Source organism: Streptomyces sp. NBC_01717 (assembly GCF_036248255.1).
Classification (GTDB): Bacteria; Actinomycetota; Actinomycetes; order Streptomycetales; family Streptomycetaceae; genus Streptomyces.
On sequence record NZ_CP109178.1, the window covers coordinates 5,158,023 to 5,171,996 of the forward strand.

At 69.9% G+C, this 13,974-nt stretch carries 11 protein-coding genes; all 11 read left to right on the top strand.

The window, feature by feature from the left end:
- Nucleotides 1-47 precede the first annotated feature (47 nt).
- The 11 genes from OHB49_RS23380 (at nucleotide 48) to topA (ending at nucleotide 13,900) form a co-directional block, all read left to right on the top strand.
- Nucleotides 48-401 (top strand): STAS domain-containing protein, encoded by a 354-nt coding sequence (locus OHB49_RS23380; protein ID WP_003967428.1) that lies wholly within the window; start codon nucleotides 48-50, stop codon nucleotides 399-401.
- Between the two features lie 258 nt (nucleotides 402-659).
- Nucleotides 660-1,133, top strand: a complete 474-nt coding sequence (locus OHB49_RS23385) for an ATP-binding protein (RefSeq protein ID WP_329162708.1) — start codon at nucleotides 660-662, stop codon at nucleotides 1,131-1,133.
- Between the two features lie 275 nt (nucleotides 1,134-1,408).
- The gene (locus tag OHB49_RS23390; RefSeq protein ID WP_329162710.1) at nucleotides 1,409-3,868 is read left to right on the top strand and encodes a sodium-translocating pyrophosphatase; all 2,460 of its coding nucleotides are present in this window, start codon (nucleotides 1,409-1,411) and stop codon (nucleotides 3,866-3,868) included.
- 308 nt (nucleotides 3,869-4,176) lie between these two features.
- Nucleotides 4,177-4,782, top strand: coding sequence for a hypothetical protein (locus tag OHB49_RS23395; RefSeq protein WP_030972233.1), 606 nt, complete (start codon nucleotides 4,177-4,179; stop codon nucleotides 4,780-4,782).
- A gap of 82 nt (nucleotides 4,783-4,864) precedes the next feature.
- On the top strand, nucleotides 4,865-6,373 hold the full coding sequence (locus tag OHB49_RS23400) for a class I SAM-dependent methyltransferase (protein WP_329162713.1): 1,509 nt from the start codon (nucleotides 4,865-4,867) through the stop codon (nucleotides 6,371-6,373).
- A gap of 60 nt (nucleotides 6,374-6,433) precedes the next feature.
- Nucleotides 6,434-7,441 carry a helix-turn-helix domain-containing protein gene (locus tag OHB49_RS23405; RefSeq protein WP_329162715.1) on the top strand — a complete coding sequence of 336 codons (1,008 nt, stop codon included), beginning with the start codon at nucleotides 6,434-6,436 and terminating at the stop codon, nucleotides 7,439-7,441.
- An 88-nt stretch (nucleotides 7,442-7,529) separates the two neighbouring features.
- On the top strand, nucleotides 7,530-8,642 hold the full coding sequence (locus OHB49_RS23410; protein ID WP_329162717.1) for an ABC transporter ATP-binding protein: 1,113 nt from the start codon (nucleotides 7,530-7,532) through the stop codon (nucleotides 8,640-8,642).
- Entirely contained in the window at nucleotides 8,639-9,430 is a 792-nt protein-coding gene (locus OHB49_RS23415; protein WP_329162719.1) for an ABC transporter permease, read from the top strand. Before OHB49_RS23410 ends, OHB49_RS23415 begins: the two co-directional genes overlap by 4 nt.
- Before the next feature lie 19 nt (nucleotides 9,431-9,449).
- Nucleotides 9,450-10,265 (top strand): ABC transporter permease, encoded by an 816-nt coding sequence (locus tag OHB49_RS23420; RefSeq protein ID WP_329162721.1) that lies wholly within the window; start codon nucleotides 9,450-9,452, stop codon nucleotides 10,263-10,265.
- Nucleotides 10,266-10,500: 235 nt separating this feature from the next.
- Entirely contained in the window at nucleotides 10,501-10,698 is a 198-nt protein-coding gene (locus tag OHB49_RS23425; RefSeq protein WP_329162723.1) for a hypothetical protein, read from the top strand.
- 346 nt (nucleotides 10,699-11,044) lie between these two features.
- Entirely contained in the window at nucleotides 11,045-13,900 is a 2,856-nt protein-coding gene (gene topA / locus OHB49_RS23430; protein WP_329162725.1) for a type I DNA topoisomerase, read from the top strand.
- The last annotated feature ends 74 nt before the right edge of the window (nucleotides 13,901-13,974 follow it).

Below are 13,974 nucleotides of genomic sequence, written 5' to 3' on the forward strand. Positions count from 1 at the left end.
GGGGAGACCGAGGGGCGACCGCTCGATAGCAAGGTGCTGGAGGATCCGTGGACCTGTCCTTGTCGACTCGCAATGTGTCCGGCCCTGGTGGCGACCGTACGGTCGTCGAGGTCGGTGGCGAGATTGATGTGTATACCGCGCCCAAGCTGCGCGAGCAGTTGGTCGAGTTGGTGAATGACGGCAGCTACCACCTGGTTGTCGACATGGAAGGTGTCGACTTTCTCGACTCCACCGGCCTCGGCGTGCTTGTGGGCGGCCTGAAGCGTGTCCGGGCCCATGAGGGCTCGCTGCGCCTGGTCTGCAACCAGGAGCGCATTCTCAAGATCTTCCGGATCACAGGTCTGACCAAGGTGTTTCCGATTCACACCACGGTCGACGAGGCTGTCGCGGCCACCGACTGAGGTCGGTCCGCGGCCGGATCGGCGAAGGCCGGTCCGGCAGGCAGCCCGTTCGGCGGACAGGCGGTCCATTGGGTCGTCGGTCCGCCGGGCCGGGCCGTCGGCTGCTGGTGGCCGGTGGTCGGACCGGTGTGTCGGCGGCAAGCTGTCGGCTGCTGGTCGGCCGGTGGCTCCGTCGGCTTCCGGAGGAAGAGAGCAGGGGTACCGGGCGGGCACGCCCGGGCCCTTGATATGCACGCCCGTACGTCTGAGGGGGATCGCATGGCCACCGTTGAACTCCGCTTCAGCGCCCAGCCTGAACACGTCAGAACGGCCCGCCTCGTGGCGGCCGCAGTGGCGCGCCGGGCCGGGGTCGACGAGGCTGCGCTCGACGAGGTCAGACTCGCCGTCGGTGAGGCCTGCAGCCGCGCTGTCGGACTGCACCGCAGCCATGGCATCACGGCTCCGATCAAGGTCGTCCTGACCGAGGAGGAGAAGTCCTTCTCCATCGAGGTCGGCGACGAGGTGCCCGGCCCGGGCAGCGAAGCCGGGTCCGCAACGGCGTCCGGGACACCCGGCGCCACGCCCGGTGGAGGGCTCGATGTGCCGGAAACCGAGGTTGACGCGGACGGCGAGGACGAGATGGGTCTCGCGGTCATCAGCGGCCTCGTCGATGATGTGGAAGTCAGATCGGCGGCCGACGGCGGAGTGATCCGGATGAGCTGGCCGAAGACGCCCGCACCTCTGGCCCCCTGAGGCGCCGCAGGCGCGACGGCCGGTCGGCTCGTCCCGGCGCGCAACGCTTGATCCGTTCTTCGAGGCCCTGCTGAGCAGGGCCTTTTTCATTTGTTCTTGATCAATGATCAACGGAAAATGTGTCTGCCCCATTACTGCATTCGGCTCAATCCGAGAATGCGATCATTTGCCGATCTGGTGTAGAAGGTCAATTACATTTACCGCGCACTGTTTTGATCAGGTTCCGCTCCCTACAATCCGTCCACGTCTTGAGCGCTGAGCGTCGAGGAGGACGTATGGCGGGGTTCTTCAACACACCACTGGCAGAACTGCCCGAAGTTTCCGCACTTTCCGACCGGCCCACCTCACTCGCGGCCGCGGTGCTGACCGATGACAACCGCGTCATCGTGATCGTCGTCGCCGCCGTGGCCGTCGCCGCACTGATCGTTGCCAGGCTGCTGGTACGCCAGGTGCTGGCGGCCGGTGAGGGCACCGACCGCATGAAGGAGATCGCGGCAGCCGTCCAGGAAGGCGCGAATGCCTATCTGGCCCGGCAGCTGCGGACCGTCGGCGTCTTTGCCGTCGTGGTCTTCTTCCTGCTCCTGCTGCTGCCGGCCGACAACTGGTCGCAGCGTGCGGGCCGTTCAGTGTTCTTCCTGGTGGGTGCGCTTTTCTCGGCAGCCACCGGATACATCGGCATGCGTCTTGCCGTACGCAGCAATGTGCGAGTGGCTGCCGCGGCCCGTGAGGCGACGCCCGCTGAGGGTGAACCGGAAAAAGATCTCACCGCCGTGTCGCACCGGGCGATGAAGATTGCTTTCCGTACGGGCGGCGTAGTCGGCATGATCACGGTGGGGCTCGGGCTGCTCGGTGCCTCCTGCGTGGTCCTCGTCTATGCCGCCGACGCGCCCAAGGTCCTGGAGGGCTTCGGTCTCGGTGCCGCGCTGATCGCCATGTTCATGAGGGTCGGCGGCGGCATCTTCACCAAGGCCGCCGACGTCGGTGCCGACCTCGTCGGCAAGGTCGAGCAGGGCATCCCGGAGGACGACCCGCGTAACGCCGCCACCATCGCCGACAACGTGGGCGACAACGTCGGCGACTGCGCGGGCATGGCGGCCGACCTCTTCGAGTCGTACGCCGTGACCCTCGTCGCCGCGCTGATCCTCGGTAAGGCCGCCTTCGGCGACGCCGGGCTGGCCTTCCCGCTGATCGTGCCGGCGATCGGCGTGATCACCGCCATGATCGGGATCTTCGCGGTCGCCCCGCGGCGCGCCGACCGCAGCGGGATGACCGCCATCAACCGTGGCTTCTTCATCTCCGCGGTGATCTCGCTCGTCCTGGTGGCGGTGGGCGTCTTCCTCTATCTGCCGTCCTCGTACGCCGATCTGGACGGCGTCACCGACCGCGCCATCACCTCGCACGGCGGCGACCCGCGGATCTTCGCCTTGGTCGCCGTTGCCATCGGCATCGTGCTGGCCGCGCTGATTCAGCAGCTCACCGGCTACTTCACCGAGACCAACCGGCGCCCCGTCCGGGACATCGGCAAGTCCTCGCTGACCGGCCCGGCGACCGTTGTGCTCGCCGGGATCTCCATCGGTCTGGAGTCCGCCGTCTACACCGCGCTGCTGATCGGCCTCGGTGTCTACGGGGCGTTCCTGCTCGGCGGTACGTCGATCATGCTGGCGCTGTTCGCGGTGGCCCTCGCCGGGACCGGGCTGCTCACCACCGTCGGGGTGATCGTGGCCATGGACACCTTCGGTCCGGTCTCCGACAACGCCCAGGGCATCGCCGAGATGTCCGGTGATGTCACCGGCGCCGGTGCCCAGGTCCTCACCGACCTGGACGCCGTCGGCAACACCACCAAGGCGATCACCAAGGGCATCGCCATCGCCACCGCCGTTCTCGCGGCGTCGGCGCTGTTCGGCTCGTACCGCGACGCCATCGCCACGGCGGTCGACGACGTCGGGGCCAGCGCCGGAGCGATGGGGCTGAGCCTCGACATCTCGCAGCCCAACAACCTGGTGGGGCTGATCCTCGGCGCTGCGGTCGTCTTCCTCTTCTCCGGTCTGGCCATCAACGCGGTGTCCCGGTCCGCCGGGGCCGTGGTCTACGAGGTGCGGCGGCAGTTCCGCGAGCACCCCGGGATCATGAACTACACCGAGAAGCCCGAGTACGGACGCGTCGTCGACATCTGCACCAAGGACGCACTGCGGGAGCTCGCCACGCCCGGACTGCTCGCGGTGCTCGCACCGATCGCGGTCGGCTTCACCCTCGGCGTCGGGGCACTCGGTTCGTATCTCGCGGGCGCGATCGGCACCGGGACGCTGATGGCGGTCTTCCTCGCCAACTCCGGAGGCGCCTGGGACAACGCCAAGAAGCTGGTGGAAGACGGTCATTACGGCGGCAAGGGCAGCGATGCCCACGCCGCGACGGTGATCGGCGACACGGTCGGCGACCCGTTCAAGGACACGGCGGGACCGGCGATCAACCCGCTGCTCAAGGTGATGAACCTGGTGGCGCTGCTCATCGCCCCCGCGGTGGTGCAGTTCAGCTACGGGGCGGACGCGAGCGCGGGTGTGCGGACGGTGGTGGCGGTGCTCGCCATCGCGGTCATCGTCGGCGCGGTCTATGTCTCCAAGCGGCGTGGGATCGCCGTGGGCGAGGAGGGTGACTCCGGCGGCGGCGACGACGACGGCGACGACGACGAGGACGGCGGCAGGACCGCCGAGACGACCGATCCGGCGGCCGTTTCATGAGGCGGGCGCCGGGAACGGCGCGGCAGCCCGCAGGAAGCGGCTGATCGCCGGCTGGTCAGCCCACCGGCGGCAGTCGGCCGAAGGATGAAGGGGCGTGCGGCACATCATCTGATGTGCCGCACGCCCCTTCATTTGTTCGAAGCGTTCGTCTGTTCGGCTTGTTCACCCGTCCGCGTAGGAGTGGTATCTCCCTCATTTCCCTTGGTGCAAATGGCTGCAAAAGGTCACCCACTGGACGCCCGGCACCCGGATGGAGGCCTTCCGGCGTGTAAGTTCCGGGGCCGAGAGCCTTGGAAGGGACCGATCCGGTGAACAAGAAGCTTGCAGCCGCACTGTCCGGCGGTGCGGTACTCGTACTTGCGCTGTCGGGCTGCAGCGACGACAGCAGCAGCGACGACAAGGTCAACGACTGGGCCAAGAAGGTCTGCGACCAGGTCAAGCCCCAGCTGCAGAAGATCGCGAACGCCAACGCCGCCATCCAGCAGCAGACCGCCGACAACAGCAAGCCCGCCGACGTCCAGGAGACGGACTCGGCCGCCTTCCAGCAGATCTCGCAGGCGTACAAGGCCCTGGGCGCAGCGGTGGAATCGGCGGGCGCGCCGCCGGTCGACGGCGGCGAGGCCACGCAGAAGGAGGCCGTGAAGGAGCTCAACGCCTCCTCGGTGGCGTACGCGAACCTGCAGAAGAAGGTCGACGAGCTCAACACGAAGGACCAGGCGAAGTTTGCCGACGGTCTGAAGGGCATCGCCGACGAGCTGAACAAGATCAGCAACAACGGTGACGAGGCGCTGCGGAAGCTCCAGTCCGGCGAGGTCGGCACCGCCATGGCCAAGCAGCCCGGCTGCCAGAAGCCGAAGGCTTCGGTCGCGCCGACCGCTCCCGCGCCGTCCGCCTCGCCCAGCAAGAAGTCGTAACCGGCAGCCGTACGACCGGCCCGGCGGCCCAGGTGGCTGCCGGGCCGGTGCCGTTGTCGGCGGGAGCGGCCACAATGGGCGGGTGAGTACGACCAGCCTCCCCGCGTCCGACCGTTCGCCCCGGCTCCGCGAAGCCCTGCTTGCCGCCGCCTTCACCGCCGACGGGCTCCTCGACCTGCTCGGCGCGCCCGCCTATGCCGCGCTCGCCCGCAGCGAGACGGTTCCGGCGCTCCGCGCCACCCGGGGTGACGCCCCGCTCGACACGCTGGTGCGGCTCTTCCTGCTTCAGCGCCCCGTTCCGTACGAGCGGGCCCGGGCCGCGCTCCCGCTGGCCGAGTGCATCGAGGACGGCTGGGTGGTTCAGGAGGACGACGAGGTACGGGCCACCGTCGATGTGCGGCCGTACAGCGGGCCCGAGGACCAGGACTGGTTCATCGTCTCCGACCTGGGCTGTGCCGTCGGCGGCGCGGGTGGCATCGGTTCGCACGAGGAGGGGGTGGTCCTGGGGGTCGGCGGGGCGTCCACCACGCTCGCCGGAATCACCGTGCGCAAGCCGGTCGCATCCGCGCTCGACCTCGGTACGGGCTCCGGCATCCAGGCGCTGCACGCCTCGCAGCACGCCACCCGGGTCACGGCCACGGACCTCAACCCCCGAGCCCTCGTCTTCACCCGGTTGACGCTCGCCCTGTCCGGTGCCACCCCGGCCGACCTGCGCGAGGGTTCCCTCTTCGAGCCGGTCGGCACCGAGACGTACGACCTGATCGTCTCCAACCCGCCGTTCGTCATCTCGCCCGGCGCCCGCCTCACGTACCGCGACGGCGGCATGGGCGGCGACGAGCTGTGCCGGACGCTGGTGCAGCAGGCCGGCGACCGGCTGAACGAAGGGGGTTACGCACACTTCCTCGCCAACTGGCAGCACGTCGACGGCGAGGAGTGGCAGGACCGGCTGCGTTCCTGGGTGCCGCGCGGCTGCGACGCCTGGATCGTCCAGCGGGAGATGCAGGACATCACGCAGTACGCGGAGCTGTGGCTGCGCGACAGCGGCGACCACCGTACGGACCCCGCGCAGTACGCCGCGCGGTACGACGCCTGGCTCGACGAGTTCGAGGCCCGCAAGACGAAGGGTGTCGGCTTCGGCTGGATCACGCTGCGGAAGTCGCGATCGTCCGCGGAGGACCCGTCGATCGTGATCGAGGAGTGGCCGCATCCGGTGGAGCAGCCGCTCGGCGAGGCGGTGGAGGCCCACTTCGCGCTACAGGACTACCTGCGGACCCACGACGACGCGGCTCTCCTCGCCGATCACTTCACGCTGGCGCCGGAGGTGATGCAGGAGCAGGTCGGGCTGCCCGGCGCGGAGGACCCCGAGCATGTGGTGCTGCGTCAGAACCGCGGCATGCGGCGCGCGACGAAGGTCGACGCGGTCGGCGCGGGTTTCGCGGGCGTCTGTGACGGGACGCTGCCCGCGGGCCGGATCCTCGACGCGATCGCCCAGTTGATGAACGAGGACCCGGTGCTGCTGCGCGACCGCACTCCGCAGGCGATCCGGCTGCTGGTGGGGGAAGGGTTCCTGGAACCGGCGGGGCAGGCCTGACCGGGTGCACGTCGACGGGCGGGGAGATTCGATGAGGCCGGAGGGGACGGTGAGGGCGCGATGATCCGGATCGAGCTGGACGAGGCGACGCTCGGCGCGACCCGGATCGCCATCAGCCCGCTGTGGGACGCCTTCTGCAGCCTGCATCTGGCCCGGCCGCACCGCACGCCCTCCTGGCCGTTCGAGGAGTGGGCCGTACGGGCCCGCGAGGTGCTGCGTGAGGACGACCGGACCGCGGCACTTCAGCTGCTGGTCGACGGCCCGGCGAACTTCCCGGACTTCCTGCTTCCGGTTCCGGTCGGGGCCTCTTCCATCGAGACGGAGCTGGACACCATCCGGGCGACGCCGCCCGAGGTCGTGCGGGCCGGGGTCGAGGAGCACTATCGGGGGCTGGAGGACCATCCCCGGATCCGCCCCTACCTGGACGACCCCGCGGCGGCCTGCGCCGCACTCGCCGATGCGTACCTCGCGTACTGGGAAGGCGCACTGGAGCAGCAGTGGCCGACCATGCGCCGCCTGGTCGAGGACGAAGTCCTCATCCGGGCCCGGACCTTCGCGACCGAAGGGATCGACGCGCTCTTCGCCGGGCTGGAGGCACGGGCCAGGTGGACGCCGCCCGTCCTTGAACTGACGAAGCACATCGACGCCGAGTACCGGGCGGGCGAGCGGCGGCTCCTGCTCGTGCCGCTCGTCTTCGCCGAGGGCTGCCGGCTCTACTCCACGGACGATCCCGAGGTCCTCGCCGTCTCCTTCCAGGCCCGGGGCGCGGGCGCGCTGCGCGAGCGGGCCGCGACCGGGCCGGAGGCCACCGACCGGCTCGGTGTGCTGCTCGGACGGGGCCGGGCATCGGTGCTGCGCCAGCTCGGTGGACCGCTCACCACGGCAGGGATAGCCGACCGGCTCGGCCTCGCACCGAGTACGGTCTCGGAACATCTGTCCGTCCTCGCCGACGCAGACGTCGTCACCCGCCATCGGGTCGGACGCAGCGTCTACTACCAGCTCACCGACACCGGCCGGGCGCTGCTCGCGCTGCTGTCGGGCGAGGACGTGCTGCGCGCCGTGTCCTGACCGGACCACCGGACCGGGACGTGAACGACGATTCGGCAGCCACCGAATTGATGGCGGGCGCCGTACGGGCGGGCCTAGCGTCCCCGCCATGCTTGCGATCGAGGCGAAGAATCTCCGCCGCACCTACACCAGCCGCACCGGCTTTCTGCGCCCCCGCCGCACCACGACCGAGGCCGTGCGTGGCGTCAGTTTCGAGGTCGCGCGCGGCGAGCTGTTCGGGCTGCTCGGCCCCAACGGCGCGGGCAAGACCACGACCATCAAGATGCTCAACACCCTGCTGCTGCCCACCTCCGGCACGGCTCGTGTCCTCGGCCACGACGTGGCGTCCGACCCCGTGGCCGTACGCCGCAGGATCGGTTACGTCTTCGGTGGCGACCGGGGCCTGTACGACCGGCTCTCCGCTCTCGACAACCTGCGCTACTTCGCCGAGCTGTACGGGGTCGAGCCACGCGAGCAGAAACGCCGGATCGCCGAACTCCTCGACCTGGTCGGCCTGGCCGGCCGGGAGAGGGAGCGTGTCGAGGGCTACTCGCGCGGGATGAGGCAGCGTCTGCACATCGCCCGCGGTCTGCTGCACAAGCCCGATGTCCTCTTCCTCGACGAGCCGTCCATCGGTGTCGACCCGGTGGCGGCGCGCGATCTGCGCCGTACGGTCGCCGATCTGCGGACCGGTGGCACCACCGTCCTGCTCACCACCCATTACATGGCCGAGGCCGACGAATTGTGCGACCGGATCGCGGTGATCGCGGGCGGCACGATCCGGGCGCTCGGCACCCCGGACCGGCTCAAGTCCCGGGTGCAGGAGCGCGACATCCTCGAGATCGAGGCGTACGGGGCTGCAGACGAGCACCTCGATCGCATCCGGGAACTGCCGGCAGTGCGCGGGGTGGCGGCCGAGGACCGCGGTAGCCGGCAGGCCGTCATGGTGCAGACGGAACGCGGGGCGGAGCTGCACGCGCAGGTCCTGGCGGCACTCGACGGGATCCGGATCGGACGGGTCGTCACCCGTGAACCCACCCTGGAGGACGCGTACATCGCGATCGTCGAAGAGGCTGAGCGGGCCGAGCGGGCCGAGGAGTCGGAGGAGTCAGAGATGGCGGGGATCGGCACGGCCGGTGGCGCGGGCACCGGCTCGGGCGGCAGCGCGGGCGACGACTCCCGCGCCGCGACGGCCGGCCGGTCCGAGGAGGCCTCGGTATGACTGTGTCGCGGGCCCTTCGCCTGACCGTCGTCGGAGTGCGGACCCATGTCTCGTACATGAGCCGTTCACCGCTCGAAATCACCTTCGCCGTCCTCGTGCCCCTGGTGTACGCGACCCTCGCCGTCTACCTCTTCCGCGCCGCCGACGACCCCGGCCAGCCGCTCACCGCAGTCGTCGGCGCGGGGCTGATGGGCATCTGGTCCTCGGTGCTCTTCGGGTCGGGCGGAGCCGTACAGAACCAGCGCTGGCTCGGCACGCTGGAGACGCTGGTCAGTTCGCCCACACCGCTCTCGCTCGTCCTTCTGCCCATCACCCTGGCCACGGCCGTCATCGGTACGTACGCCATGGGCGCGACCGTGGTCTGGGGCGTCGTGCTCTTCGACGTGCCCCTCGACTTCGCGCACCCGCTGCTCTTTCTGGTGGCCGTACCGGTGTGCGTCCTGTCGCTCGGGATGATGGGGCTGCTGCTCGCCGCCACGTTCGTCCTGCTGCGCAACGCCAACGCGCTCGCCAACCCGCTGGACGCCCCCGTGTGGCTGCTGTCCGGACTGCTCGTGCCGGTCGCCGTGCTCCCGGACTGGACGCGTCCGGTCTCCTGGGCGCTGCCGACCACTTGGGGTTCGCGGGCCGTGCACGCGGCGACATCGGGTGATGCGTCCGTCGGTGAGGTACTGACCCCGATGGCCGTCGCCCTCGCCCTAGGGGCGGTCTACGCGCTGGCCGCCGTGCTCGTCCTGGGGCGGGTCGAGCGCCGTGCGCGGGCCGCTGCCACCCTCTCCCTCGCCTGAAGCCCAGGAGTTTCGCCGTATGTTCCACCGGATTGCTCACCTCGCCCGACGCATCGTCCGCACGCTGCGACTCGTCGTGATCGGTGGTGCCCTCTCGTACCGGGCACTGTTCAACTGGACGACGCCGCCCATGTTCATCGGCACACTGCTGGTCGGCCCGCTGCTTCAACTGCTGTTCTTCGTCTTCCTGGGGCGACAGCTGGGTGTCGCCGACGACCGCTTCTACCTGCTGGGCAACGCCGTTGTCGCCGCCTCCACGGCCTGCGTCTACGGCGGCACCATGGCCATCGCCAACGAGCGCCGCTACGGCACCCTCGGAGCGGTGTTGCTGAGCCCTCGGCATCGGGCTCCGCTCTGGTTCGGGCGCGCTCTGCCCTATGTACTGAACGGCCTCCTCATCAGCGTCTTCACGCTCACTGCCGCCTGCCTCCTGCTGGGACTGCGGGTTCCGGTCGGCTCGCTGCCCGGTCTCGGAGCAGTGCTCGTCGCCGCCGCGGCCGGATGCTCCGCCTTCGGGCTCGCCCTGGGGGCTCTCGGACTGCGTTTCCGCGATGTGTTCCTGGTGTCCAACGTGGCGAGTTCCGTCCTCCTTCTGCTCACCGGGGCCAATGTGCCGCGCGAGACCCTGCCGGGGTGGATGCGGGCCTTCGGGGACGTACTCCCGCTGACCCACGCCGTCGAGGCCGCCCGGCAGTTGTCCGCGGGCGGTGGGCTCGACCGGGGGCGGCTCGGTGCCGAGCTGGCGACGGGGGCCGGGTATGCGGTGCTCGCCGTCGTTCTGCTGGCGCTCTTCGAACGCGGCAGCAGACGACGCGCGACGCTCGATGTGATGTGAATCCGGGTGATGTGAATCCGGCCATCGCGCACGGCCATCGGGTGCGGCGTCGGGTGCGGTCGCGGCACCGGCCGCTGCCGGGGCGCACCGCCGCCGACCATCGCCACGGGCCGGGGTGCTGGAGTTCACCCGGGGTTCGTGTCCACGACGCCCGTGCGTGGCAGCCTCCCCTGGCGAGACGACTCGACGCGGGGCACGGGCTCCGCGCCGGGGGCAGACAGAGAGGCGTACGGACATGGAGAGCGGACCTGCGGTCTTCGCCGGGACGGTGTTCGCGCTGTTCGGGGCCGCGCTGCTGGTATGGACGGGGGCGCGCATCGTCCATCGCGCGCCGGTCGCGCACGGGGTGAGCCCCGTCGTCTCCACCGCACTCGCCACTTTGTTCGGCGTACTTTTCCTCGTCCTCGGCGTGTGGTGCTTCACTCACATCTGATCCGTTCCCCGGCCCGGCGCCACCGGGCTCCCACCGCCTCCCCGACCGTGCCGCCACCGGGTCCGGACCCGGGAACACGCCCGGCGGCGGCGCCTCTCTCCCCCGGCGATCACAGCGCGGCCACCGGGCCCCGAAACCCGCAGGCAGCGACCGTGCGCACCGCGTAACGGGCACTCGGGCGGCAGGAATGGCGGAAGTCGGGTTACCGTTCGAGTGGCCGTTGCGGGCTTTTGCCGTTTGACACGGGGGCGGGTTGTACCGTCACACTCCGCAGCGACAGCACCGTCGGCAGCGCCATCGCGCTGCCCGGATGCCCACTGAGTGTCGACCGGAGAGAAGAGCGAAGTTGTCCCCGACCAGCGAGACCGCACAGGGCGGCCGCCGACTCGTCATCGTCGAGTCGCCTGCCAAGGCGAAGACGATCAAGGGCTACCTCGGCCCCGGATACGTCGTCGAGGCGAGCGTCGGGCACATCCGCGACCTGCCGAACGGCGCCGCAGAGGTGCCCGACGAGTACACCGGCGAGGTCCGTCGGCTCGGCGTCGACGTCGAGCATGACTTCCAGCCCGTCTACGTCGTCAACGCGGACAAGAAGGCACAGGTCAGGAAGCTCAAGCAGCTGCTGGCCGAGTCCGACGAACTCTTCCTCGCCACCGATGAGGACCGCGAGGGCGAAGCCATCGCGTGGCACCTGCAGGAAGTGCTCAAGCCGAAGGTTCCGGTCCACCGGATGGTCTTCCACGAGATCACCAAGGACGCGATCCGGGAGGCGGTGGCCAACCCGCGCGAGCTCAATCAGCGCATGGTCGACGCCCAGGAGACCCGTCGTATCCTCGACCGTCTCTACGGCTACGAGGTCTCGCCGGTCCTGTGGAAGAAGGTCATGCCGCGACTGTCGGCCGGCCGCGTCCAGTCCGTCGCCACCCGCCTCGTCGTCGAGCGGGAGCGCGAGCGCATCGCCTTCCGCTCCGCCGAGTACTGGGACCTGACCGGCACGTTCGCCACCGGCCGGACCGGTGACGCCTCCGACCCGTCGACGCTGACCGCCCGCCTGAACGCGGTCGACGGCCGCCGGATCGCCCAGGGCCGCGACTTCGGTCCGGACGGGCAGCTGAAGTCCGGCTCCGGCCAGGTGCTGCACCTGGACGAGACGAACGCCCGGGCCCTGGCCGCCGCGCTCGCCGACTCCGCGTTCGCCGTACGGTCCGTCGAGTCGAAGCCGTACCGTCGCTCCCCGTACGCCCCGTTCCGTACGACGACCCTCCAGCAGGAGGCGAGCCGCAAGCTGGGCTTCGGGGCCAAGGCCACCATGCAGGTCGCGCAGAAGCTGTACGAGAACGGCTTCATCACGTACATGCGTACCGACTCCACGACCCTCTCCGACACCGCGATCTCCGCGGCAAGGGCGCAGGTCACGCAGTTGTACGGCGCCGACTACCTGCCGGAGAAGCCGCGTACGTACGCCGGGAAGGTCAAGAACGCGCAGGAGGCGCACGAGGCGATCCGTCCCTCCGGCGACCGCTTCCGCACGCCCGCCGAGACCGGCCTCACGGGCGACCAGTTCCGGCTCTACGAACTGATCTGGAAGAGGACCGTCGCCTCCCAGATGAAGGACGCGGTCGGCAACTCCGTCACCGTGAAGATCGCCGGCCGGGCGAGCGACGGCCGGGACGCCGAGTTCTCCGCGTCCGGCAAGACGATCACCTTCCACGGTTTCATGAAGGCGTACGTCGAAGGCGCCGACGACCCGAACGCCGAGCTCGACGACCGTGAGCGGCGGCTGCCGCAGGTAGCCGAGGGCGACGCGCTGTCCGCCGAGGAGATCTCGGCCGACGGCCACGCGACCAAGCCGCCGGCCCGTTACACCGAGGCCTCGCTGGTCAAGGAGCTGGAAGAGCGCGAGATCGGCCGTCCCTCGACGTACGCCTCGATCATCGGCACCATCCTCGACCGCGGCTATGTCTTCAAGAAGGGCACGGCGCTCGTCCCGTCGTTCCTCTCCTTCGCCGTGGTCAACCTGCTGGAGAAGCACTTCGGCCGGCTCGTCGACTACGACTTCACCGCGCGGATGGAGGACGACCTCGACCGCATCGCGCGGGGCGAGGCCCAGTCCGTGCCGTGGCTGAGGCGCTTCTACTTCGGCGAGGGCGACGACGCCGTCAGCGGCGCGGCCTCCGCCGCGGGCAACGGCGACGGCGACCACCTCGGCGGTCTGAAGGAGCTCGTCACCGACCTCGGCGCGATCGACGCCCGGGAGATCTCCTCCTTCCCCGTCGGCAACGACATCACGCTCCGCGTCGGGCGGTACGGCCCGTACATCGAGCGCGGTGAGAAGGACGCCGAAGGCCACCAGCGCGCGGATGTGCAGGAGGACCTGGCGCCCGACGAGCTGTCCGTCGAGTACGCGGAGGAGCTGCTGGCCAAGCCGAGCGGCGACTACGAGCTCGGCGCGGACCCGGTGACCGGGAACCAGATCATCGCGAAGGACGGCCGGTACGGCCCGTACGTCACCGAGGTGCTGCCCGAGGGGACGCCGAAGACCGGCAAGAACGCGGTGAAGCCGCGGACCGCGTCGCTCTTCAAGTCGATGTCGCTGGACACGGTGACGCTGGCCGACGCGCTCAGGCTGATGTCGCTGCCGCGGGTCGTCGGCGAGGACGCCGAGGGCGTCGAGATCACCGCGCAGAACGGCCGCTACGGCCCGTACCTGAAGAAGGGCACGGACTCGCGTTCGCTCACCTCCGAGGACCAGCTCTTCGACATCACGCTCGAAGAGGCCCTCGCGATCTACGCCCAGCCGAAGCAGCGCGGACGGGCCGCCGCCAAGCCCCCGCTGAAGGAGCTGGGCACCGACCCGGTGAGCGGTGCTCCGGTCGTCGTCAAGGACGGGCGCTTCGGTGCGTACGTCACCGACGGCGAGACGAACGCCACGCTGCGCACCGACGACAGCGTCGAGGACATCACGCCGGAGCGCGGCTACGAGCTCCTCGCGGAGAAGCGCGCCAAGGGACCCGCCAAGAAGAAGACGGCGAAGAAGGCCCCGGCGAAGAAGACGGCCGCGAAGAAGGCGACGGCGAAGAAGACGACGGCGACGGCGGCCAAGAAGACCGCGGCGAAGAAGACGACGACCGCAAAGAAGGCGACGACGGCGAAGAAGGCCGTGGCCAAGAAGGCGACTGCGGCGTCCCCCGCCGAGGACTGACGGCACTCGGCTGACGGCCGAGCACGTGTGAGCGACAGGACCCGGCACCTCTCAAGGTGCCGGGCCCGGCGTTT